Origin of the sequence: Paenibacillus sp. P46E (genome assembly GCF_001909095.1) — a bacterium.
In the GTDB taxonomy this organism is placed as follows: Bacteria; Bacillota; Bacilli; order Paenibacillales; family Paenibacillaceae; genus Paenibacillus_AQ; species Paenibacillus_AQ helianthi.
On the sequence record NZ_LVYZ01000037.1, the window covers coordinates 21,129 to 46,216 of the forward strand.

Here is a 25,088-nt window from a genome sequence, read left to right on the forward strand (position 1 = left end):
AACCCCTGTGCATGATTAGTTGTAAAGTCCGATTTCCGCCAGCTGTAAATTCGGTTCTCCGTTGTTAGCAGTTATATTCAAGCGATAGTAGGCATAAGCAGTCGTATTGCTGAACGTATAAGTCTTCTTCAGGAACCGGCTTGCAAATGCTTCATTGGTTCTGGTATCCAGCGTGGTCCAGCTTGAGCCGTTATTCGATCCCTGCAAAGTCCAGTTCTTAGGGTCACGGCCTGGAACATCATTGGCTGAAGTAATGGAATAGGAAGTGACCGTCTGGGTTACCCCTGTTGCGAATCTGTACTGAATCCACCCGGCATTCGTGGTGATCAGCCACTTGGTAGACGGATTAGCGTCGAACGCCTTCTCCTTTTCTTCTCCGGAAGGACTGCTCGTGGAGCTTGCGGTAACCGTACCTCCTATGGTTACGGACACCGGATCTGTTGATCCGCCGGTCACTGCAGATTCGAAGACGCCGATATCAGGGGCGGAGCCGTTAAACAGTGTATTGCCGTAGAAATCCTTTGTGCCCAGTTGAGGCACATTCAGACCGGCATTGATGAGCGGCGAGGTATCCTGCAGCTTGTACCCGTTCCAGACAGTGGCACCGCTTGTGTAGCCGTTCGAGCCGGCAGCTGGCGCTTGTCCGGGGTTCAGCATCTGCGGAGGCGTGATGACTTTGGCCGCATCATTCGGCTCACCGGCTGCATGGCTGCCATTTGCGACATAGAAGGCATTGTTTCTGAAGACTGCCGTTCCGTAGGCGCTTGGACTGCTTGGCCAGAAGCTGGAGGAAGGTTTGTTCTTATCGTAGAAGACATTGTTGTAGAAATAATAAGGGACATTTTTGAAATAAGTCGAGGCCAGATTGGCGTTCGAGCTGGTGAATTTAGTCACAGCCCCATCATAAATAAACACATTGTTCAGGAAATACGTAGCTGAGGTATCCACATCGAACCACCCGAATTTGATCAGGTAGGCTGCATTATCGTCACTGATGTTGTAGCGGGCAATATTGTTGCTGCTTCTGCCCAGGTAAGACATCCATCCCATCGGATTGTTGTGTGTGTAATTGAACTGGTAGACAATATCCGCATTCGGGGAGTCAAAATCAAAAGCGGTGCCATCCCCGTTGTTCGCTCCCGTCGTTGTCGGCCCTCCATACACCTCGTTGTTCTGGAAGATCACGTTATGGGATTTCCAAGGGTATATCCCGGCGCTCTCCGCATTGTACCGGCGGGACCAGCCATCGACCACGTTGTATTCTACGACAGCATCCTTGGCATCACAGATGTCGATAGCGCCCTGGCCGATATTCCGCATATAGTTATGGCCAATGTAGATGTTGGTCTGCCACAGATTATACGTATCCACCTCATCCTGAAAGGCCGACGGCGTGGTGTAGTTGAAATTGGCGATTGCCAGCAAATCCACCTTTTCAATCGTATTATTTTCGATCCGGACATCATTGAAGGTCATATTCTGCTTCAGCGACCCAATAACGTAGAACATGATTCCACCGTTAAAGGAAGCATTGCCGTATTGATTAGGCCACACGTTGGGACTGTCGACATCATGCACATAATTATCATGAATATAGATATGGTCCATAATCGTGTCGCCTCCGGCAGGAACCTGATCGGTATCCAGCACAACCAGTATTCCGTCACGGATATTCGAAGGCTTACTGTTCAGATAGGTCACCGCCGTCAGATCAGTACTGAAATTATCATCATTAGTGACCTCCAGGCTGCTGATCTCCCAGTATTGCTGATTCCTCAGCATTACAGCACCTGTAGACTGATAGTCGCGCTGGGTGCCTCCCCCGTTGATAATCGGGCGTACTGTACCTCCGTACAGGTCAATTTTAATCGGCAGTCCTGCACTTCCAGATCCCTTGGGCCAGAGCTGTCCATTCCACACTCCGCCGGATTTGAACAGGAGCTGATCTCCCGGCTGGAACGTTGTCGCATTCACTTTGGAGAGTGATTTCCAGGCTGTGGCCGCGGAGGTTCCGGCCGATGAATCATTTCCGCTTGCAGAATCGACATAGTAGATGGTTCCGGCAGCGGCAGCGGTTTGAACCGGCCCCAGTGTGATTGCAAAGGATGAAAGTAAAATAAGCGATAATACCAGCGAATAAACCTTTTTCACTTTTGATTCCTCCTTATTCTGATGATCCCATTCAGCAAACCGGTATTACGGCAAGCTCCTCCTTTCCGGGTGAAACCCGCTGTGGGGTGTCCACCAAAATGTTATACAAAAAACCTGCCCATACTTGGAAAGGCAGGTTTCTGTACTAGCAAGGAGGATTACTGCTGGCCTTGGTCTTGCAGTTCTTTTTGAATTTGGGTGTATACCTTGTACAGCTTCGCAGAATATTCATCCAGGGTCATTTGCTTGCTCATAATGGAGGATATCGGTTTGTATACTTCGTCGCTGGCGTTGTATTTACTTCCTTTGGCTACCGGCTTGAAGGAACCGCTGACGGCTACCATTCCGCTGTCTACCGCTTTGTAAATATTGTAGGTTGTCTCGGAAATATATTCTTTGACCAGATCAGGAGCACCAATGACCGCCATAACTCCCTTGGCCTTCTCCGCGTTCAGCTTGATGCTTTTTTCGCTGTACAGATATTTAAGGAAAGCTTTGGCCAGCTCCGGGTTTTTCGCCTTTGCCGGAATCACCATCTGCTCCACTTGGGTAAGCGCCATAACCTTGCCGTCCGTTCCCAGCGAAGGCACTCCGAGGAATCCGAATTGGAAGCCGTCCTCACGCGGCGCATCCTTCATTTCATCTTCAAACCAGGTGCCATTGGGGATGAACATAGATTTGCCTTGCAGAAAAGCAGTTTGGGATTGGGTATGATTAAGCGCAACCGTCCCCTTCATGAGCGCATTGTCTTCGGTGGCGATTTTCTCAAGCAATCCCCATACCTTGGTATATGTCTCACTCTTCCAGAATTCCGGATCATAATTGAAAAATTGATTCAAGGCCTCCTGGCCGCCGGCACTGGCAATCGCGGGAACAATCATTTCCTCCAGATATCCCGGATAGAGTCCCTGGTAAGTGAACAACGCACGGTTATTTTCTTTGGCGGTGGCATTCGCAGCGAACAGTTCATCCCAGGTCTTTGGCGGTGCAATTTGTTTGGAATCGAACAAGTTCTTGTTATACCAGAGTCCCATCACTCCAAAATTGTAAGGGGCCAGATAAATTTTGCCGTCTCCGTAAGGAGAAATCGAGCTGGACGACAGAACACCGGGCAATATCTGCGTTTTCAGCGGGGTTCCCGATTCTGTATTCGATTCAAAGACATCCGTCAAATCCAGAAGCGCCTTGTCCTTCACCAGTCCGTCCAGGATAGGCGTGTTATCGCTTCCGGAGATATACATGAAATCCGGCGGATTCCCGGCAACGATCTTAGGACGGACCAGCTCGGCGATTTTGGGGCTGGCGGTAATGTTAATTTTGGTGCCTGGATGATCCTTCATGAATTCGGCGGCAACACTGTCCCAATATTCACGTCCATACCCGCCCTGGAATACAGCGACGTTCAGCTCAGGATTATCGAACGTCTCTCCCGCCGGTGCTGCGCTGGCCGAAGCCTCCGCAGTAGCTTCAGCCGCTGCCGAAGCAGAAGCGGAAGGAGCAGCATTGCCATCATTATTAGAGCCGCAGCCCGCAAGCGGTACAGCCATGAGCACGGCTGCTGAGGCGAGCGCAGTCCATTTTTTTATCGACATCTTGATTTGACCCCTTTCTGGTTTTGGATGTCTCTAATTATAGAATCGCAAGGGACTGATACATATTAACAAAAGAACGGAGGTTTATGGACGATTTTATGCATAAAGCTCACTTCCTATGAAAGAATACTTATGAATTTCATGAAAACTAAACTTTCTTTTACTCATTCTTAAAATTGTCCATTTTATCGCTCTGGATATTCTTCACCGTCTTCGGGGCAACCCCGAACTTCTTTTTGAACAGACGGTTGAAATAAAAAGGGTCCGGGATACCCACTTCCATGGCCACCTGCTTAATTAGATAATTGCCGGAGGACAGCATTTCATAAGCCTTCATCATGCGGATTTCATTGAGCCGGGTCAATATGCTGGAGCCCGTTTCGGCTTTGAATACCTGACACAAATAGGGTTCGGAAAAACCGACATGTGCTGCCACCTCGGAAATAAACACCCGCTCGGAGAAATGCTTTTCCAGATAGGTATTGGCCTGCCGGATTTCCTCGCGCATAAACTTCTGGCCGGGGTTTCTCCCGATCATATTCATCACTTCATCATGCATGTCCTGAATAATGAGCATCAGCTGGGAGTCCGTAGGGGCGGCTTCGATTTGCTCTATCCACCAGGTTTCGTTCCATGCGGCTTCCCTGCTGATAATGTTAGAATTGGCGATGCTCCAGACCCCGCCGATGATCGCTCTTTTCACGGAATTCGGCGGAATGCGCAAATCGGCGGCTGCCCGGATTAATACAGAAGCACCTTCAAGCCACAGGTCAATCTCCGTCCCACTGGAGTGGCGCAGGCTGTTTTTCAACTGAATCTCCAATGCCTTAAACTCCTGGTCATCCTCACTCTGTACAGCGGCATCGCCATTACATATGCCATTTTCCTGGTACTTGTTGTAAAAAGAAAGATAATCAGCCGCCTTATTCAGCCGGATTTGCCCGTATATCGCTTCATAGTCAGCAACAGGATTCCCGTAAATGATACAAATCTCCATATTATAATAAATTTTGGACAAGCCTTTGATCCGCTGAGCCAGCTCACCGGGATTCGGAAAGCTACCTTCAGCTGCCGGAACGGGCGAGACAATCAGCATCAAGAACCGGTCCGGCTCTGCGGACACCACATACAGGCCGTGGTTTGCGGGAAATAAACCTTCTGCGATTTGGCGGAGCGTCTCCTGATACCGGGAAACCTCCTGTCCGCGGGAAGAATTGTTAAGAATATGTATGCAAAATGCGTAGGCATGAAGCGAAGGAGGGCCCGACAGGACATCCAGCAGCGCTTTTCTTCCGGCTTGTTCTCCATGGGCACCAGGTCCGGCATCCATCTCTCTCAGCCATTCCTCCACCACGGTCTTTGTATTCTTCTGGTCAGTGTCATGGAGAAGATTTCTTGTGCTGTTATCATGCTTCCGGTCCAGCTTCAGGGCGATCTCTTCCAGGGTAGCCATGAAAGTTTCCGTTTTTAGCGTAAGCTTGAGCATGTAGTCATGGGCGCCGCATCTCAGCGCCTCGCGGACCAGATCAAAGTCGTTATAGTTGCTGAGTACCAGCACCTCACCGGCGAAGGAGGTCTTCATCAGCAGCTTGATCAGCTCCAGACCATCCATCTCACTCATCTTGATATCCGTAATCACAATATCCGGTCCGGTTCTCTGTACCATCTCCAGGGCGGCAGCCCCGTTTGCAGCAGAGCCCGCGTATTCAAACCGGCTGTCATCCCAGCGGATCAGTGATTTTACCGCATGCCTTACGATCATCTCATCATCCACAATCAGCACCTTGTACATAAGCATCCTACCCTTCCTTCTTTTTAAGCGGCAGCCGGATGACTGTCACGGTACCCTTCCCCGGCTCGCTCCGGGTCAGCATGCCATACGGCTCACCGACATACATATGAATGCGTTCCTCCACATTCACAATCCCAATACCTGAGAGCTTGTCATTGGAATGCCTGCGGGTCTGAACCTCTCTGAGGTCGAAGCCTTTCCCGTTGTCCGCAACCGTCAGCTGCAAGATTCCATCCCTACCGGAAATCTCCACGCTGATTTTGACTACACGTCCCTCGTCCCCTCCGGCATGAAGGATGGAGTTCTCGACGATGGGCTGGAGGATAAAACGCGGAACCAGACAATCGTACAGTTCTTCCCGTTCCACACTGCAATTCAGTTCGAAGGATTGGCCATACCTGATCCGCTGGATAACCGCATAGTGCAGCAGATTATCGATTTCTTTGCGTAAGGGAATCATCTCTTCCTGGTCCAGAATCGTATTGTGCAGCAGCTCGGACAACGAGCCAATCCCCTCCTCGACTATCGTATTTCCGCTCATCATCGCGCTCCACTTCAGGGAGTTCAGCGTATTGAACAAAAAATGGGGGTTAATCTGCGCCTGCAGCATCTTGAGTTCTGCATCCCGCTTGGCCTTCTGCTCCAGTCCGACCTGATCAATTAACCGCTTCAGCTGGCCGACCATCTGGTCGATGGTCTCTGTGAGCTTGCCCATTTCGTCAGGAGGAGTTGTGGAAGATAAGCTGAAGTCCAGACGGCCCAGTTTGATCTGCTTGGCATATTGGAGGAGCTCCCGCATGGGCGTACTGATGCTTTTGTATACCCACATAGCCATCAAGGTGGAGAGCAGCAGAATAATCACGCTGATGTACAGGAGGTTGCCCCGGATCGCCAGCAGTTCCGAGACAATATAGGTATGCGGGATCAGTCCGACCATGTACCAGTCTGCGGACCGGATATAGGTGTTGGTCACCAGAACTCTTTTCGCATCCACTTGCGTGTAGAAAGACTTATTGGCTTGGCCTTTAACTATTTTACTGAACACTTCATTCTGCTTGTAACTTGATCCTTGAGGGATACCGGGGTCTGCGGAGGAGACAACTGTGCCGAAACCATCAACAATATAGAGCTTTCCCCCTGTCCCCAGATCCACATGCTCATATGTATTCCGTGTAAAGACTTTTCCGTCGATTACAATGATCAGATAGCCAATTTTTTGATTCAGGTTATCCGCTGAGAAAATCACCCGGCTGAGCGCAATTTTGTCGGTGCCGCGATTGGAGCGCAAATAATTCCAGGTGGTATTGCCCTCAAAAGGATTGATCCGCTTGATCGAATCCGCAATTTGGCTGCCGGGATACCATTCAAACCCGAGATCAAAAAAGGGTTCCTGGTTTTCGGTTAACACGACCACATTCGACAGATTACTGAGTCTGAATACCTGTTCACCCAGCACGTTGTTAACTTTGGTCTGAAATTCATTACGCTCATAATCCGTCATGGATTCCGCCTGCTTCAGCCCGTTCTGAAGCTCCTGATTTACGATAATGGATTCACTTAGCGTTTCATACTGGGCCAATTCCCGCGACACGTTCACCGCAGATTCGGACAAGACCTGCATGGAGAATGCACTCAGCTTTTCCGATATCGAATCCTCATACCTGACATTGGAATACAAGGTAACAAAGATGACGGGCAACAGTGAAGTAATAAAAAATGCGCCGAGCAATCTGTTTTTAATCGAAAATCTTCGCAGATAAGAGGAGCGTTTCCTTACATGCAGATTCGCGCGTGGTATGTTCATGTTAACTATACCCCTTATTTTCGACTTTTCACGACATATTCCCTATCATTCTAACACAGCGCAAAAAAAAAACAGTAGACAGTCAAGATTTGCTCTTAACTCCTGCATACTGTTTTTCAAACATAAATAGTATAAAACAAACTGGCGGCAGCTCAGTCCGCAATAAGATCCGTAACCTCTCTTCTCATACTCAGCGGGGTATCCTGTGTCGGCTGGCCCACGCGGACCAGGAGCTGAATCGTTCCGCCACCCGGAGCATACTCCTTGTGAATCCTCGTGTAAGGCTCCTTCATCTCAGGGTATTCCTCCAGCACCTGGCTCAGAGGCTGCATCACCAGTCCTTCCTCATGTCCGGCCAGAATCAGCCGGCTGTAGAGCATGCCCGCCTTAACCTGACTAGTGCGGCTATTGTCCCTGCTCACAATCAGAGCATAGGCCGGTGAGTGGTCCGCTGCCTCCCGGGCTGCCTGAACGGCAAGCTTGGTTGATGCTTTCTCGTTATTAAACGACGGAAAGAGGGTAATCATCCCCTGAAGGAGATGTTTCTTCACACCTGTGGTTCCTTGTCCTTCAAAGGAGAACCCGTAGCGGTATTTATTCTTCTGATATTCATTGGAACGGAATATGCGTGCTGATTCGTCATTCATCCGCGCAAGTCCGGTTTCGATATTCGTCCCCTCTACTCCATAGGCTCCCAGCTTCTGAATGCTGGCGGAATCCTCCAGTAGGGTTAGGGTTAAATCCTTATCATCATTGGTCTGCTTCAGCTGAGCTGTCTGCTCCGGTGTCAGCGGATCAGGCTTATAGGCCATCCGGTTCGTATCCGGCAAAAACAGATAGTCGAACAACGGATTCACCTGAGGCGCTGTCTTGGTGAGTGTAATGTCCGCCACAGCCTTCTGATCCATGCTCTCGCTTAAGTTCTGCTCATCGTATTCCCCATCCGGGAACAGCTTAATCTCCGTCTGATACCCAAGCTGCTCACCGGCAACCCTAAGGTATTCCAAAAAGGTCCCCTGCGAGACCAGGGTCTGCCGGGCCAACGGGTCTGTTTCAAGCGCAAGCCTCGTATGATCTGTATATAAGGAGAGCTTAAGCGGATTTTGCTTGTCCAGGCGAATTTTCCAGGGCTGCATATTGTGTCCATTCGCTGCCAGGAGCCCGTATGCTGCCAATTGCAGGCGCGGATCTTCGAATTGTCCGGCATAATCCCGCTTCCAGGGCTCCAAATACTCCGCCTTCTTGAATACACCGCTTGCCGTGAATAGCACGCTAACCAGAAGCACGAACAGAACAACAACAGACAGAAGTACGATCATTGATCTTTGGGTACGCTTACTCATAGCCATCTCCCTTTATACATCTCTATTTGATAAGCCTATTCCCATTCAGACGTAATGCTACCCCGGATACAATGACAAGCCGCACATTCCTCCGGCTCCATTACATCAATGCCCGCTTTCTATCCTACCGAGTGCAATAAGTGGATTGATGTGCTACCGTTAAGAAGTGTGCTCCGGGAGACAGCTTCCGGTAAGTGAATTTACTATGCAAAGGAGAGTTATTCACCTATGAAAAGTATCGCTGTATTTTGCGGATCGCGTGACGGAGCTTCCCCCGTCTACAAGGAAAGCGCCCATGCGCTGGGAAAAGCACTGGCAGAACACGGCATCACCCTGATCTACGGCGGGGCAACGGTTGGCCTCATGGGCGAGGTGGCGGACGCCGCTCTGGGAGCTGGAGGGAACGTCATCGGGGTCATCCCCCATTTTCTCAAAAGCCGGGAAATTGAGCACAAGCAGCTCACGGAACTGATCGTGGTGGATTCGATGCATGAACGCAAATTAAAAATGTCGGAGCTGGCCGAAGGATTCATCGCTTTGCCTGGCGGCCCGGGGACGATGGAGGAATACTTTGAGATTTTTACGTGGGCGCAATTGGGGCTGCATCAGAAGCCTTGCGGCATATTGAACGTCCAGCATTATTATGATCCGCTGATTACCCTGTTCGACCAGATGGCCCGGGAGCAGTTCATGCTGGAAAAACACCGCTCAATGGTCCTCACCGACACCACTCCAGAGGGTATGATCCAGCAATTCCTGAGCTATTTCCCGCCACCGGTGAAAACGTACCTTACGGATGAGCGCACCTGATCTGAAATTAAGAATTCCATAGCCGGGGCTTCCGGCGGAAATCTAATGATGCAAGCCGCAAATGGCCAAAATCGAAAAACAGCGACCCTCCGATAGCTGGAAGGGTCGCTGTTTTTCTGCCTTTTTACTCTTTCAAAATCATAAGTCGCTGTCGCTGTTATAGGAGTATCTACTTAAGAGACAGCCACATTTTCCTGCTGAAGACCCTCTGCAGCTGCCTAGGCCAGCTTAACCAGACTGTAGTTTTTCTTGCCTTTGCGGATGATGATGAACCGCCCGCCGATGGCATCTTCGGCAGTGACCTCCGCCCCGATATCGGTAACACGCTCACCGTTAAGTGAAATGGCTCCCTTGGTGATGTCTTCACGTGCCTGACGTTTGGACGGCTCAATACCCAGATCGACCAGCCAATCCACGATATTCTTCGAATCTTTGCCTGATGTGAAGGTCGGCATTTCCTTGAAGCCTTCCTCGATCTCCTCCGCAGTCAGGGAACGGATATCTCCGCTGAACAGGGCTGCGGTAATACGCTTCGCCTGCTCCAGCAGCTCCTCGCCGTGCACGAAGCGGGTCATTTCCTCCGCCAGTGCCTTCTGCGCTTCGCGCTTATGCGGCTCATTCTGTACCTTTTCCGCCAGGACGCTGATTTCCTCTTGAGTCAGGAAAGTGAAGTATTTGAGGTATTTCACCACATCGCGGTCGTCGGCATTCGCCCAGAACTGGTAGAACTCGTACGGTGTTGTTTTTTTCGGATCAAGCCATATTGCACCGCCAGCGCTTTTGCCGAATTTGGTGCCGTCCGATTTGAGCATCAGCGGGATGGTCAGGCCGAACACCTTGGCGTCTGCCCCTTCCTTTTTACGGATCAGGTCCAGTCCGCTTGTGATATTACCCCACTGGTCGGAACCTCCGACCTGCAGCTGCACATCCTCGTGCTGGTACAAATGCAGGTAGTCGAGTGACTGCAGAATCTGGTAGGAGAATTCCGTGAACGAAATCCCGCTCTCCAGACGGCTGGACACCACATCCTTGGCGAGCATAGTGTTGATGCTGAAGTTTTTGCCATAATCTCTTAGAAATTCGATAACGTTAATCTTATGGGTCCAGTCATAGTTGTTGACCATTCGGACCTGATTGTCGCTTTCCGTCACAAACAGCTTCTTCATCTGTGCCGTCAGCGCATCCACATTCGCCTGAATTTGCTCCATCGTCTGGAGGGAACGCTCACTCTGGCGGCCGCTCGGATCGCCGATGGTTCCTGTTGCCCCGCCAATCAGAATGACCGGACGGTGTCCGGCAAGCTGGAAGCGTTTCAGCACCATGAAGGGAATTAAATGTCCGATATGCATGCTGTCGCCCGTTGGATCTACGCCGCAATAGAGTGAAACTGCCTTCGTATTCGTTAACTCCCGCAGTCCTTCTGCATCTGTCTGCTGATTGATGGCGTCGCGCCATTCCAGTTCATCGATAATGTTCAAGCTGATACAGCCCCTTTAATATGATTTTCGTATTCGTCTGATGTACGTTGAATCAGGTAACTCGTACCTCTTTACGGCGGACCAGGCAACAACAAAAAAATCGCCCCCTTGTCTATTCAGACACAGGGACGATTATGATTAACCGTGTTACCACCCAAATTGCACAGACCGCCTTACGGCAGGGCCCGCACCACTCACAGCGAGGTATCGTTCGCTTGATTTCCGCTTGGCATTACCCAAGATACTCCAGAGTGTAATTCGCAGTCCATGTGTGTGCCAGGGTTCCATCCCCCCCGGCTTTCTGTGACAGGGACAAAGGCTGCTACTGTCTCGTTCATCGCATATCAGCTATAAGATTACTGAAAGTATAGTCAATTCAAAATTTGTTGTCAATGCCGGACCCGCCAGCTCTCCTAAGAGTAGACCGGATTGCCTTCATAAAATTAGATTTTTTGTTATCTATTTTTAATAACTATTCCCAAACAAACCCTTATATGTTATGTTGGATATATATGGATATTGGGAGGTGGTCTGGTCCGGGTACCGAATACACTTCTGGGAGCATGCAGAAATTTAGAAAGCAAATCTAAATCCGCAAAGGAGGAACTTCCATGAAACCGAGCAAGTATTTTTCGTTCCGCAGCTTTTGTTTTTTGGCCCTAACGTGTGTCCTTATCCTCTCCCTCTCAATCCCCCAGAAACAGGCAGCAGCAGCGGGAGTCTCAGTCAAGGGCTTTCATGTAAGCGGTACCAAATTAATTGACGCAACAGGCAGCCCTTTTGTCATGCGGGGTATAAATCATGCGCACACCTGGTATAAAAACGACCTGACAACCGTTATCCCTGCCATTGCAGCCACCGGCGCTAATGTAGTGCGGATCGTGCTCTCCGATGGGGGCCAGTGGTCCCTCGACAGTCTGTCCGATGTGCAGAACATACTTGCCCTTTGTGATCAGTACAAGCTGACTGCCATGCTTGAGGTGCATGATGCAACAGGCTCGGATAACGCTTCTACGCTGAATGCGGCTGTCAACTATTGGATCAGCATCAAGGATGCATTAATCGGCAAGGAAGACCGGGTCATCGTTAATATTGCTAACGAATGGTTCGGCTCCTGGAGCACAGCGGCCTGGGCCAGCGGCTATCAATCCGCCATTCCAGCCCTTCGGGCCGCAGGCATCAAGAATACGCTGGTCGTGGATGCCGCAGGCTGGGGACAGTATCCGTCCTCTATTTTCACTAGCGGGAACGCCGTATTCAATTCTGATCCGCTTGCAAACACGATCTTCTCCATTCATATGTACGAATATGCCGGAGGTTCAGCCGCCACGGTAAAGGGCAATATTGACAACGCCCTGGCCATAGGAGTACCGGTCATCGTCGGGGAGTTCGGCTGGAAGCATACCAGCGGAGATGTCGATGAAGCAACCATTATGAGCTATGGGCAGGAAAAAGGCGTTGGCTGGCTCGCGTGGTCCTGGTACGGAAACGGCGGCGGCGTCGAATATCTCGATATGGCCAGCGGCCCTGCAGGCAGCCTCTCGGACTGGGGGAATTCCATTGTGAACGGTCCCTATGGCACGAAGGCTACCTCAGTACTCAACAAAATCTATACCACACCCGGTTATGTTCCTGTTCCGGACAACGGGTCTACACCTACACCGACTGCAACCGTAACGCCAACTCCAACACCGACTGCAACCGTGACACCATCTCCAACACCGACTGCAACCGTGACACCTACTGCCACACCGACACCTACTGCAACTGCAACTCCAACAGTTTCGCCAACTGCCGCTCCAAATGGTCTTCAACTCTATTACCGCGTTGGTAATACGAATACCACGGACAACGTGATCAAACCCCAATTCAATATCAAGAACAACGGTACCTCTGCCGTCAACTTGAGCGGGCTGAAGATACGGTACTATTTCACCAAAGACGGATCGCAAACGCTTAATGGTGCAATGGACTGGGCACAGATGGGTGCGGCCAACATTACCATTACTTTTGGAACTGCCAATGCCGCAGGTGCTGATTCCTATCTAGAAGTCGGCTTTACCCCTGGAGCAGGTTCATTGCAAGCCGGAGGACAGACCGGAGATATCCAGCTGCGGCTATTCAAAAGCGACTGGAGTAATTTTAACGAAGCAGACGATTATTCCTTTGATGCCGCCAAAACGGCTTTCAGTACCTGGAATCATGTAACGCTGTATCAAAACGGCACACTCGTATCGGGCGTACAGCCTTAAGCACGGTCGTTATCACCTGAATCTGTATAAAAACAAAGGGGGAGTACCTTCGGCCGCTGCCGGCCCGCAGTACTCCCCTTTACTTATCGATTCGATGACAAACGGGCGGGACAGGGCTGTCCTCTGATTCTTCAATTAAACACCGGCTGGTGTATAATGCAAGAAGCATCTCTGATACTCACTGGTATAGTGATACATAAGGCATACCATTTCCAATACTACAGATCAGCGGACCTTGCCATTCAAGCGTCCCTGCCGAAAAGAGGTTATCATCATGACATTGTCTGCTTATTCCACCTATGATGCGCTGGGACTTGCTGCGCTGGTCCGTGCGCGGGAGGTGTCGCCGCGTGAGCTTGTTGAGGCGGCGCTCGCCAGATTGGACGAGGTCAATCCCCTGCTGAATGCCGTTGTCCGCACCCGCCGGGAGGCGGCTTTGAAGGAGGCTCATGCCATGCCGGCAGATGATCCGTCCCGGCCGTTTGCCGGTGTGCCCTTTCTGCTGAAGGATATTTCCCAGGCGATTGGCGGTGAGCCGCTCACTTCTGGCGCCCTCCTGCTGAAGGATAACATTGCCAAACGCGATTCGAACTATGTCGCCCGTATCCGAAGCGGCGGGTTTATTCCGCTCGGGCACACGAACACTCCCGAGTTCGGGCTGAAAAATATCACTGAGCCGCTCCTGCACGGACCTGCCCGGAATCCCTGGAGCACGGACCGCTCGCCCGGAGGCTCCAGCGGCGGAGCTGCCGCCGCAGTAGCTTCCGGAATCGTACCGGCTGCGGGTGCCAGCGACGGAGGCGGCTCAATCCGCATCCCGGCCTCCTTCACCGGCCTGTTCGGGCTGAAGCCTACCCGTGGACGTACGCCGGTAGGGCCGGGAGTCGGCCGCCAATGGCAGGGTGCCTCCATTGATTTTGCGCTGACGCGTTCCGTGCGCGACAGCGCGGCCATGCTGGATCTGCTGCAGATTGTGCAACCGGAGGCTGCGTTTCAGACGCCGCTGTATCCGGGCGTCTATCTGGACGATCTCATAAAGCCCGCACCGCGCAAGCTGCGGATCGCTTTTACAACAGCCTCGCCTGTCGGAACCCCAGTCAGCGGAGAGGCTGCTGCAGCTGTATTAAGAACCGTAAAATGGCTCCAGGACGAAGGCCATGAGGTTGAAGAGAAGCTGAGTCCGGTAAATGGCGTACGGCTGATGGAAAATTACTATACAATGAACGCCGGAGAAGTGGCGGCTATGTTCCTGTCACTGGAAACCGGGATGGGCCGCAGCATTGCGGCACATGAGGTGGACATCGTGACCTGGGTGCTGGGTGAAGCCGGTAAAAAGGTCTCCGCCGCCGAATTCGTGCACAGCCTGAACGAATGGGATGTGGCGGCCGCACAAATGGCGGGCCTGATGAGCCGCTTTGACCTCTACATCACACCGGCGAATGCAGATTCCGCACCTAAGATAGGTGAGCTTACCCAGCAGCCGGAGGAAATCGAAGCTTTGCTGCACATAAGTGAGCTGCCGAAGGATGCGCAGCGGCGGATGATCTACGAAATGTTCGAGCCCAGCCTGACTTATACCCCTTTTACACAGCTGTCCAATCTCACGGGTCAGCCCGCCATGAGTGTTCCCTTGCACCTTACGCCGGCAGGCCTGCCTATTGGAGTTCAGGTGATGGCTTCCAAGGGCCGCGAGGATCTGCTGCTGCAGCTGGCCGCCCAATTGGAGCAGTCGGAGATGTGGGTGGGGATGAAGGGGAATCCAATGTTTCCTTAGCCCCAGACCCTTCTTCTTGGAATGCCGGTGGCTGCAGCCCCAAAGATTGCACCATCCCCACAACCAAACATTCTCTCCCGCTTCAGCAGTAGCAGTCCCCGGGTCCGGATAATTTAGAATCAACTGAAGCCCCTTCAGTATGACTTTCGGGAGCTGTGGGAGCAGGTCTTACCCCGAGCGGAATTCCCGGGGTGTCTGTCCGGTCTCACGGTGGAACAGGCGGGAGAAATAATGGACCGAGCTGAAATGATATTTCCCGGCGATTTCTGTGATGCTTAGCGAGGTATGCAGCAGATCCTCCTTGGCCCGGTTCAGCCGGAAGCGGTTCATATACTGGACGGGCGAACAGCCCACTGACTTTCTGAACAGCTCGAAGAAATGCCCCCGGCTCAGCTTCAATTCCCGGTAATAACATTCCAGCGGCCTGGGCACTTCATGCAGCAAATCCTGTTCGAGCCGCTCCAGCAGCGCGCTGATCCGTCGGTCCGGAAACGCCGGGTACCTCAGCATCTGTTGGAGGAAAAAATCAATAAATTCCTGAAAGCTCCGCTGAATGCTCAAATTGCGGATAAATGTCTGCTCATTTACAAATTGACCTGAAGTGTAGAACTTCTGAAACCGTTCAGCCCACACACGGACAGAACCGGCCTGAAGCTGCAGCGGGAGCGGATACGGAAGTTGCGGACCCAGCCATTCCGGCAGCAGCGGCTCCGGTTCATAACAGATCGGGCAGGCCCAATCGAAATGGCCCTCCCGGTCCACATGACCCCAGTCGAAATAACAGCACAGATGTACCATCGGCTCTGCCGGATCAGCCAGCCATTCATGGGACTGTCCGGGAGGCAGATAGACCAGTGAGCCCGGGCTTACCTGGACTTGTGTCCCCTCGGTCTCCAGTACCCCGTAACCCTCACTGACCATATAGACAGAGCTCATATAGCAAATCCGTTTCGAGCTTGACTGCCCCTTGGCAAAAGGATACCGGGTGGCCAGATAGACATACGGGTGCAAGGCTGAAAGCTTCATCTCACCATCCTCCTGCTATGCTTATTGGACGCCGGCGGTTGCTGCCTCCGCTTCAATAGCTGCCGCTAATTCCTCATACGAGCCACCCTTCAGCAATTTGCCGTTCACCATAAACTGTGGTGTTCCATTGACTCCATAGTTTCCAGCCGTTTTGAAATCCTCCTTCACCGGCAGCATGTAAGTATGCTCCTGCAGATCCTTGGCAAAGCGGTCATAGTCAATGCCGCCGATATTATTTTTGACGAAATCAAGCAGAAACTGCGGTGTGGCCCAGATCTTGGTCTCATCCCCCTGATGATCGTAGAGCTTGCTCATGAACTCCCAGAATAGTTCGTTGTCCTGGGCTGCAATGGCTTCCCCCGCACTGGCTGCCATGATCGAATCACGGTCGATAAAAGCAAAGTTCATGAAGAACAGCTCTGCCTTGCCGGTATCGACGAACTCTTGTTTGAAGCGTTCGAAGTACGTTTCCTTCCACTTCTTGCAAGAAGGGCATTTGAAATCTGCGAATTCAATCACCTTCACCTTGGCAGTGCTGCTGCCCAGATGGGGCTGCTTCTCATATTTCAGGCCTTCGGCATCGTATTCCCCTCGAATCTCTGTGTAGTTCGGCAGTCCGTTGAGGCCTGAGGAAGCCGCTGACGGCCGCAGAAAAAACACGGACGCCGCAATCACGAGAACGGCAATCATAACGACAGATATCACAAAGGCTGATCCCGACCGGGGCTGCCCGGTACGGCTCTTGCTTCCGCGGATGGAACGGGTCTGATTGGCTGAATGGGACTGATTGGCTGAGTGGGACTGATTGGCTGAGTTCGAAAGATTGGATAGCTTGCCCTTTGCTTTGGACATGATTAAGATCCCCCTCAAAAGAATTTCATCATCTGGACAATAAATGATAACGCTTTCTAAATTAATGGTAGTGATTCCTTCCAGCTCCGTAAAGGTACGTTTGCGGTGCCTTGCGTACCTTTTTCCCTGTGCAGGCCTTTCCTGGCAGTTGTGATCTACATTTCGATTCCCTATTGCCTGATTACTGTATAACCATCCGCGAATTCATCCGCCGATCGTGCAAAAATGCGACACCTTGCTAAATACAACCGGCCATCACTCAGTTACATTGTAGAGGACTGGATGGCAGGGTTAATGCGCCGATTGCTACGGCTGGCCTGTTACGCGTTTGCAGTGATGAAAGGAGGAGAACCTATGCATGAAACCACAAGTATAGGAAATTCAGAGGATTCAATCCTGTCTTTGCCGCTGGCAAAAGAACAGGCCCAGGAACAGGCGGCCCGGCATAACCTTACTTTTGAGGGACCGGCAGCAGATTTTTTTGAAGGAGCGCTACTGGGAAACGGTGGACTTGGGGTGGTGCTCACTACCCGCCCGGATGCGGTGATGCTCCATTTTGGACACAATAATGTCTGGGATATCCGAATAGCGGAGCAACATGCCGAGGAGATTATGACCTTTAAAGAGGTCTATAAGCGGTTCGAAGCGCTTCCCGCTGAATTGGCGCAGCTCATGGACAACCCGTGGTACAGGGAATATTGCGAGATGGCCGGGGACAACTACAGCAAAAGCTACCCGCGTCCGATGCCCTGCGGTTCACTGCTGCTCCGGTATGACCGGCGTACAGCCGAGGTGCTGGGACACACCCTCCACATCGGGGACGGACGCTGCACGGTTGAGTTTCTGGTCCAGGGAAAGCGGGCTGTATTGGAGGTTTTTGTGGATGCCGTTCAGGACCGGCTGTGGATGTCTGTATGCAATTCTGCTAACGGAGAGGCTCTATCGCTATTTCACGAAGCACGGCTCATTCCCGACCCCAACACGCCTTCCGTGTTCCCCCCCGCTGTAATCGATGTTGATCCCGTGGCGGGAGTATTATCCTTTACCCAAGTCCTGCCCTGTGTGGAAGCTCCCGAGGTTCCCTATAGCGGGTATGAACAAGATAAGGCTTTCCGGCTGGCGGTCCGCATCGCAGGCGCAGTTCCTTCGGCTGGCGGTGAGGGGGACCGGCTGAGCATCGCAGATACCGGCAGCGGCTTCTCCGCCTGCGCGGAGCTATGGGAGGGCCACAGGACGGTAATCCAGCAGGCGGCGGCGCAAATGCACCCGCCCGAATTGTCCGGGTACACCGATGCACGGCAACGGACAAACGATAAGTGGCTGGAATACTGGGAGTGCTCCAGTGTGTCACTGGAGGATGAATATCTGGAGCGGGTCTGGTACCGCAATCTGTACTTTTTAAATTGCTCTGTCCGTGAAGGGGTCACCTGTCCCGGGTTGTTCGCCAACTGGAGCTATGGTTCCATCGGTTCGGAATGGCATGGGGACTATCACATGAACTACAATACACAGCAGCCATTCTGGGTAGCATTCTCCAGCAACCATCTGGACAAGCATCTGCCATATGCGGATATGGTAGACCATGTGCTGCCGGTCAGCCAACAATGGGCACGGGACTATTACGGGCTGCGCGGTGCTTATTTCCCCCATTCCGCCTACCCGGTGGAAATGACGATGATGCCTTATCCGGTTCCGCACTGGGGCTGGGAGGTCTGTGAAACACCGTGGACCGTGCAAAGCCTATGGTGGCATTACCTCTATTCCATGGATGAAGCCTTCCTTCGCAGCCGCGCATTCCAGCCGATCCGGGAAGCCGTCCGGTTCATGGCGGACTACATGCAGCGGCCGGAAGCCCGGGGTCCGCGCTGGAATGACGACTGTTATCATATCTTTCCTACTGTCGTGCCGGAGCTGTACGAGATTGCGCCGGGCTTTGCCCGGAACAGTGATGGTCTGATCGATCTGACACTGACAAAATTTATTTTCCATGCATTTATCCGGGCCTGCGCGGTGCTTGGACTGGAGGAAGCGGAAGACGGCCTGCTTGCAGAGGTTCAGGAAATTCTTAATCAGTTTCCAGAATATCCTACAGCCGAATCCAATGCAGGCCAGGTGTTTGTGTCGGTGGCAGGAGAGAATCCCGAGGTCGTCTACAACGTCCCGGTTCCGCTCGCAACAGTCTTTCCCGGAGAAGAGCATGGTCTGCACTCTTCCCCGGAAGAATATCAGACGGCGGTGGAATCCTACCGCAATCACCGGAATGAAGGCGGGAATGAACTGGTATTCCAAGCCCTGGCCGGAGCACGGCTCGGCATTCTCGATCTGGAGCGGTTCAAGCGGCAAATTGCCTATTGTCTGCTGCCTAACGGCACCTGCACCGACAGAGTACTGATGAGCGGGGGACGGTACCCGGATACAGCGGACTTTGACTTCATGTCCCGGATGGGTGTCTGGTTCGAGAATTTCTCGCTGCCCGCCGTAATCAACGAGTGCCTGCTCCAGAGCTACAACGGGGTGCTGCGGTTCTTCCCGAACTGGCCGGAGCAGCAGAGAGCGGAATTCCGCAGCCTGCGGGCGGTGGGCGGCTTCCTGGTCAGTGCAGCTTTTGAAGCGGGTGAAGTGCAGTGGATTGAGGTGTTCAGTGAAGCAGGAGCCGATTTGTCCTTCTATATCCCTTGGGCCTATGGAGCCGAATGTACCGGAGATTCCGTTGGGCGGCAGATCTGCACAGGAGGGACAGGAACGCTGCAGACAGTTGCCGGGGAAACCCTCCGCATAGTAAAGCACAGCAGGAAATAGCCGGTTCTGGTTATGGATTCAGATCCCCCACATTGAAGCGCCCTCCAATCTCTGATTGAAATTGGAGGGCGCTTTTGTAGGGAATATTTCAGTTCAAGATAAATAACCGGGGTCATTGCTGCTAACCTACCTGCAGCTGCTCCAAGCGGCTGTTCAGTGTATAACTTCCTCCAGCCTCGGTGAGAAGAGTACTCCGGTGTTCACCCGAGCGGACAGTTATTGTACCCGCTGAAAAGGTGCGTAATGTAGCCGTGGTTAGTATTCCATCCTTCCAATCCATATCTACCTCAACCTTCCCTTTGGCGCAAAGCCCTGATACCGAACCTGTGCTCCAATCTGCTGGAAGTGCGGGCAGCAAATGAATTTCTCCAGCCCGGCTCTGCAGCAGCATCTCTGCAATGGCAGCCGTTCCGCCGAAATTGCCGTCAATGACGAAGATATTGCTCTCCGCTCCGGCAATACCAGCCTTTGAATAGGTCAGCAGATTGTCCAGACATAACCCGCTGATCAGATGCGAGATATGCCTGTAGGCCCGCTCCCCGTCATGGAGCCGGGCAAAGTACAGACCAAACAGTGCGGCGGTAAATTCCACATCCTCCAGCTCATCCTGCATCATGCGGTTCTCCAGTGTGACCCGGGCCGCCGCGCTGAGCTCCGGCGTCTCCTCGGGTGTAATCCGGCTGGCGGGATAGAGTGCAAACAAATGGGACAGATGACGGTGCTCGGGCTGTGCCTCCCTGTAATCCTCCAGCCATTCCTGCAGCTGCCCCTGTCTGCCGATCTGCAGCGGCGGGAGTTTGTGGATCGCCTCTCCAAGCTGTACCTGAAGCTCTTCATCCTTGTTCAGCAGCGCTGCCGCATTCAGACAGAATTCAAAAAGCTCCCGGACCAGCACCTGGTCCATAGTCGGCCCCATAGAGAGCTGCCGGTTCTCACCGCTATGACCCTCCGGATAGAAGCTGTTCTCCGGCGAATTCGAAGGTCCTGTCACCAGCCAGCCGTACGCCGGATGTATGGTCATGTAGTCTAGGAAGAAGGCTGCCGCTTCTTTGAGTACTGGGTAGGCCTGCCCCTCCAGAAACCCACGATCCTGACTGTATTCGTAGTGCTCAATCAGATGCATGGCGATCCACAGTCCCCCGGTGACATTGAGCCCCCATGAGGTGTCCCAGCCGGGTGCGGTGAATCCCCAGACATTAGAGAATACATGAGCGACCCAGCCTGCACTGCCGTAGAAATCCCTTGCTGTTACTCTACCCGCACGGGACAAAGCCTCAATGTAACGCATTAGCGGCAGATGACTCTCTCCCAGATTCACAATCTCGGCAGGATAGTAATTCATCTGTGTATTGACATCCAGATGATAATCGCAGCTCCAGCCCATCCGGCAGGCTTCGCCGTCATTCCAGATCCCTTGCAGATGCAGCGGCAGCGGGGAGTCCGCCCGTGACCCGGCAATCATCAGGTAGCGGCCGTACTGCAGGAACAATGCAAACAGCTCCGGGTCTCCGCTGTGATTCTGCTGCAGCAGGGCGATGCGTCTGTCCGTCGGCAGATCCGAAATCTCCGAGCGTCCCAGCCGGACATCGACCTTGCAGAATTCCTGGCGGTAATCCCGGATATGATCCGCGCGCAGGCTGGCATAGCCCTTAGCAGCCGCCTGTTCCAGACTTCTTGCACTCTGTGCCTGCAGGTCCGCTCCTGCATGCTGGTAATCGGTGCTGACCGTAAAATAAATCCAGGCTTCATCCGCCCCGGCTACCGTCAACCGGCCATCCCGGCAGTTTAAGGTTCCCCCGGAGGCTACGACCCTGATTCCGCCTTCAGCCCTTACTCCACAGGTGCCATCGCTGTGCACCTGCTCCCTCGCCTCTGCTTGAAATTCCAGGGTATCCCCGTTCACAGAGCGGACAATGAACGGGCCTGTGCCGCCAGCAGCACTTAACGTGAAGGATACGCCGCCAGGAGATTCACTCCAGATCCTCGCAGCTACAACATCATCTGCATGGGAGGCAAAAACCTCGCGCAGCAGCGTGCACCCCCCGGTCTGAGATTCCGCATGCGCAACTGCACGATCCAAATCCAGCCCGCGTCTGAACCGGGCTTCCTCATTCCCTGCCCGCTCCCCTTCCTTCTCAGCTTCCCCTTGCCTGTCCGGACTATCAAAAGAGAACACAATCTCGCACAATCCCAGGTGGGTCCCGTAATTCCGCTTCTCCGGCTGCAGATATTGCTTGGCAAGCCGGTCACCTTCTGCATAATCACCAGCCATAAAAAGCCCCTGCATGCGCCGTAGTGCCTCCTTCCCGCCAAACGGGCCGGGAACAGCCTCTTCTCGTCCGGACCAGTAGGTCACCTCGGTCATACTCCACACTTCACGCTGCGGAGCCGCCATAACCACTGCGCCGATCCTGCCATTTCCGATCGGCAGTCCCTGGCCCCAGCCCACAGCCGGGCTGGAGTACCATAATTTCAAATCGCTCAATTTGCATCCTCCTGTCTGTTCTCTGATCTGGCATATGAATAAAACCTCCGTTTAAACCATCCGTTCCTTAAAAAACAATAGCAGAAACAGCGATGCCGGCCTTGGCAGGCCGGCATCGGGTGGGCGTAGCACGGTTGCTTGTGCAGCAGCTTATTTCACTGAAGCGTCATACGCCTTTTGCAGAATTTCCAGGTAGCGGTCCAGCTTCAGGTCCTTCAGACCTTTGACGTAAGCATCCCAGTCCTTGTTCAGATCCTTATTGCCGGTAATGAACTGAAGCTCATTCTGCTCAATGTAGTTTCTCAGATTCGTCTGCAGCATGCTGGCTTCGTCAATCTCCGTCGGATCAATCCAGATGGACCAGAGCGGGAACAACTCCTTAGGTTCATGACCCTGGTACAGCAGCGAAGCATTGTACAATCTGCGTTCGTAGCCGTTCGAGGAATAGATATCAGTCGCCTGAACGAAGGTGTCGCGGTATTCCTTAGGCATGTAGAAATGTCCCATTCCGCTCCAGCCCGCATTACGCGGCGCTTCGCCTTCCGCCATCGGGATCGGCTTGATCACCGGTTTGACATCCTTGCCGAGTGCGACATCGCCTGCCACCGGATCGGTCCAGTCGATCCCCTTCATGCCGCTTGCTGCGTTCGTCTGGCCTTCCGGTGTGAACATATAATCCACCATCTTGATCAGAGCCACTTTTGCCTCTTCACTGGCTTTGTTGGTGATGACAAATTTGGCGCCTGGTGACACGCCGCCCGCATCATGTGTCGTGTAGGAGATCCCTTTCGGTCCGGTAAGCGGCGGCAGGGCATTGTAATGTGCGGAACGGGTGTTGCCTGGGTCGATGTTGATAAAAATCGCCGGATGCATGCCTGCACCTGCGCCGAGGATTTCGGCATCCGCATTTTCACCGATTTTCTTAAAGGCCTCTGCATTCTGGGTAAAAGCCCCCGGATCGATCAGACCGGCATCATACAGCGATTTGATATAGGTCAGGCCTTCCTTCCATTCCGGCTTAACAGCGGCTGACTCCACCTTGCCGTCCGTCATATTCAAGTAGTTGCGGTCATCATCATAGACGAAGCTGTTCATAAGATAAGGAATAATGCGTACGCCAAAATCTTCAGTAGAACCGCTCAGCGGCACTTCATCGGCTTTGCCGTTGCCGTTCGGGTCCTTCGTCTTGAAGGCTTCCAGCATTTGCTTGAACTCCTCTGTAGTCTTCGGCTCTTCCAGGTTCAGCTTCTTCAGCCATTCGGTGTTGATCCACATTTTGTTCGGATAGGAACAGTGGAAGCACTCGGCGTAAGCGCCCAGACCATAGATATTGCCGTCAGGAGCCGTATTCAGCGTTTTCATTTCAGGGTGCTTTTCCATGGCTGCTTTGATATTCGGTGCATATTGGTCAATCAGGTCATTCAGCGGAACCAGAACGCCCTGCTGGCCATATTTCAGTACATCCCCCTGGGAGAATTCATCAATGTAGGCAGTGAGCAAATAAGCATCGGGATAGTCGCCGCTGGCGAGTGAGATTTGGCGTTTTTCCTTGGCGCCGTCGGAGGGATTAATCTGCCAGTTGAATTTGATGCCAAATTTGTCTTGAACGAATGTGGTGAATTTATTGGTCGGGATATCAATGCCTGATTCCTGGACGGCAAAGACGCTGACCTCCACAGGTTTTGAAGCCTCCGCTGCGTTTCCGCTGCCAGACGCTGTGCCGGATGCTGTACCGGACGGGCTTTCTGTATTGTTTTTGCCCGAGCAGCCACTGATCACAACTGTAAATACCGTTACCAGCATTAACAAGGCTAACAAACTTTTCTTCAAAGCTGATCAACTCCCTCTTTGTAGTTGGACAGGTTGGATATGTGTTGCCAAGTGGAAACGGTTGACCGTCCTTAAACAGACAATATCCGTTTCAGCGAGATAGATAAGGATCATTTATTGCGCGAAGCATAAATGCTTATCTTTTAAGAAAGACCTCACCCCCTTACCGGTTCATCGCTTCCCCTTACCCCTTGACTGAGCCGACCAGCATGCCCTGCACGAAATACCGCTGAACAAAAGGATAAATGACAAGCACAGGCAAGGTGGCGACGACTATCAGCGCATATTTCAGTAGTTCGGCCATCTGCTGGCGCTCTACCATCGCCATGGCATCCATCGCCCCGGCACTGTTGTTCTGGATAATGATACTGCGCAGCACCAGCTGCAGCGGGAACAAATCCGCCGATTTCAGATAGATCAGGGCATCGAAATAGGAATTCCATTGGCCGACTGCATACATCAGCACCAGCACCGCGATAATCGGTTTGGAGAGCGGCAGCACTACACTGCGGATGAAGCGCATATCGCTGCAGCCGTCAATCTCACTGGCCTCCAGCAACTCCTCGGGAATGGAGGACTGGAAAAAGGACCGGGCAATAATCACCTGCCACACCCAGATCGCATTGGGAATCAGCAGTGCCCAGCGCGTATCGATCAGGTGCAGTTCACGGACCACCATATAGGTGGGAATCAGCCCGCCGCTGAAGATCATTGTAAAGGTAATGATCATCATTAGTACATTTCGGCCAAAAAAAGCTCTGCGCGACAGCGGGTAGGCGATCATAATCGTCAGGGTCACACTGATCAGCGTACCGGCCGCCGTATAAAAGATGGAATTGGCATACCCGCTGATAATCTCATGCGTACTGAACAGGACCTTGAAGCCCTTGAAGGAAATATCGACCGGCCACAGCCAGACCCGGCCCGAGGTGACAGCCGCCGGACTGCTGATGGAGCTGCTGATTATGAAGATAAGCGGATACAGCACAACGATAACTACAAGGATGAGTACGGTGTACACCGCAGTCAGAAATATCCGGTCACCGACGGATTCTTTAATTTTTTGGGGAACTGCTGCCGAAGCTGCCATACAGGAACTC

15 protein-coding genes are annotated in these 25,088 nt (G+C 52.5%); 4 read left to right on the forward strand and 11 right to left on the reverse strand.

Features of this window, described 5'->3' with window-relative positions; genetic code table 11:
* Positions 1-15: 15 nt before the first annotated feature.
* The 5 genes from A3849_RS12605 to A3849_RS12625 form a co-directional block, all read right to left on the reverse strand.
* Positions 16-2,151, reverse strand: coding sequence for a discoidin domain-containing protein (locus A3849_RS12605; RefSeq protein ID WP_074111743.1), 2,136 nt, complete (start codon positions 2,149-2,151; stop codon positions 16-18).
* Positions 2,152-2,309: 158 nt separating this feature from the next.
* Complete coding sequence (locus A3849_RS12610) at positions 2,310-3,743, reverse strand: carbohydrate ABC transporter substrate-binding protein (protein WP_074111744.1); 1,434 nt, start codon at positions 3,741-3,743, stop codon at positions 2,310-2,312.
* Between the two features lie 160 nt (positions 3,744-3,903).
* Positions 3,904-5,541 (reverse strand): response regulator transcription factor, encoded by a 1,638-nt coding sequence (locus tag A3849_RS12615; RefSeq protein ID WP_074111745.1) that lies wholly within the window; start codon positions 5,539-5,541, stop codon positions 3,904-3,906.
* 1 nt (position 5,542) lies between these two features.
* Positions 5,543-7,339, reverse strand: coding sequence for a sensor histidine kinase (locus tag A3849_RS12620; RefSeq protein ID WP_256700754.1), 1,797 nt, complete (start codon positions 7,337-7,339; stop codon positions 5,543-5,545).
* A 152-nt stretch (positions 7,340-7,491) separates the two neighbouring features.
* Entirely contained in the window at positions 7,492-8,682 is a 1,191-nt protein-coding gene (locus tag A3849_RS12625; RefSeq protein WP_178382669.1) for an Acg family FMN-binding oxidoreductase, read from the reverse strand.
* Positions 8,683-8,910: 228 nt separating this feature from the next.
* Here A3849_RS12625 and A3849_RS12630 point away from each other — a divergent pair, with 228 nt between their 5' ends.
* Positions 8,911-9,492, forward strand: coding sequence for an LOG family protein (locus A3849_RS12630; RefSeq protein ID WP_074111747.1), 582 nt, complete (start codon positions 8,911-8,913; stop codon positions 9,490-9,492).
* Between the two features lie 218 nt (positions 9,493-9,710).
* Here the strand turns inward: A3849_RS12630 and tyrS are convergent, their stop codons facing one another.
* A complete protein-coding gene (gene tyrS, locus A3849_RS12635; RefSeq protein ID WP_074111748.1) occupies positions 9,711-10,970 on the reverse strand; it encodes a tyrosine--tRNA ligase in 1,260 nt (419 codons plus the stop codon).
* Positions 10,971-11,581: 611 nt separating this feature from the next.
* On the opposite strand from tyrS, the gene A3849_RS12640 reads away from it, so the two are divergent.
* Positions 11,582-13,222: a cellulase family glycosylhydrolase gene (locus A3849_RS12640; protein WP_074111749.1), complete on the forward strand. Its 1,641-nt coding sequence runs from the start codon at positions 11,582-11,584 to the stop codon at positions 13,220-13,222.
* 274 nt (positions 13,223-13,496) lie between these two features.
* Complete coding sequence (locus A3849_RS12645) at positions 13,497-14,996, forward strand: amidase (RefSeq protein ID WP_074111750.1); 1,500 nt, start codon at positions 13,497-13,499, stop codon at positions 14,994-14,996.
* Positions 14,997-15,164: 168 nt separating this feature from the next.
* Here the strand turns inward: A3849_RS12645 and A3849_RS12650 are convergent, their stop codons facing one another.
* Together A3849_RS12650 and A3849_RS12655 are read right to left on the reverse strand one after the other, a co-directional pair.
* Positions 15,165-16,022 (reverse strand): AraC family transcriptional regulator, encoded by an 858-nt coding sequence (locus tag A3849_RS12650; RefSeq protein WP_074111751.1) that lies wholly within the window; start codon positions 16,020-16,022, stop codon positions 15,165-15,167.
* A gap of 21 nt (positions 16,023-16,043) precedes the next feature.
* Complete coding sequence (locus A3849_RS12655) at positions 16,044-16,874, reverse strand: DsbA family protein (protein WP_083613483.1); 831 nt, start codon at positions 16,872-16,874, stop codon at positions 16,044-16,046.
* Between the two features lie 354 nt (positions 16,875-17,228).
* On the opposite strand from A3849_RS12655, the gene A3849_RS12660 reads away from it, so the two are divergent.
* A complete protein-coding gene (locus tag A3849_RS12660) occupies positions 17,229-19,673 on the forward strand; it encodes a glycosyl hydrolase family 95 catalytic domain-containing protein (RefSeq protein WP_074111752.1) in 2,445 nt (814 codons plus the stop codon).
* A 121-nt stretch (positions 19,674-19,794) separates the two neighbouring features.
* Here the strand turns inward: A3849_RS12660 and A3849_RS12665 are convergent, their stop codons facing one another.
* The 3 genes from A3849_RS12665 to A3849_RS12675 all read right to left on the reverse strand — a co-directional run bounded on the left by A3849_RS12665 (position 19,795) and on the right by A3849_RS12675 (position 25,078).
* Positions 19,795-22,158: a glycoside hydrolase family 95 protein gene (locus A3849_RS12665; RefSeq protein WP_074111753.1), complete on the reverse strand. Its 2,364-nt coding sequence runs from the start codon at positions 22,156-22,158 to the stop codon at positions 19,795-19,797.
* Between the two features lie 150 nt (positions 22,159-22,308).
* Entirely contained in the window at positions 22,309-23,988 is a 1,680-nt protein-coding gene (locus A3849_RS12670) for an extracellular solute-binding protein (protein ID WP_074111754.1), read from the reverse strand.
* 184 nt (positions 23,989-24,172) lie between these two features.
* A complete protein-coding gene (locus A3849_RS12675) occupies positions 24,173-25,078 on the reverse strand; it encodes a carbohydrate ABC transporter permease (protein WP_074111755.1) in 906 nt (301 codons plus the stop codon).
* Positions 25,079-25,088 lie beyond the last annotated feature (10 nt).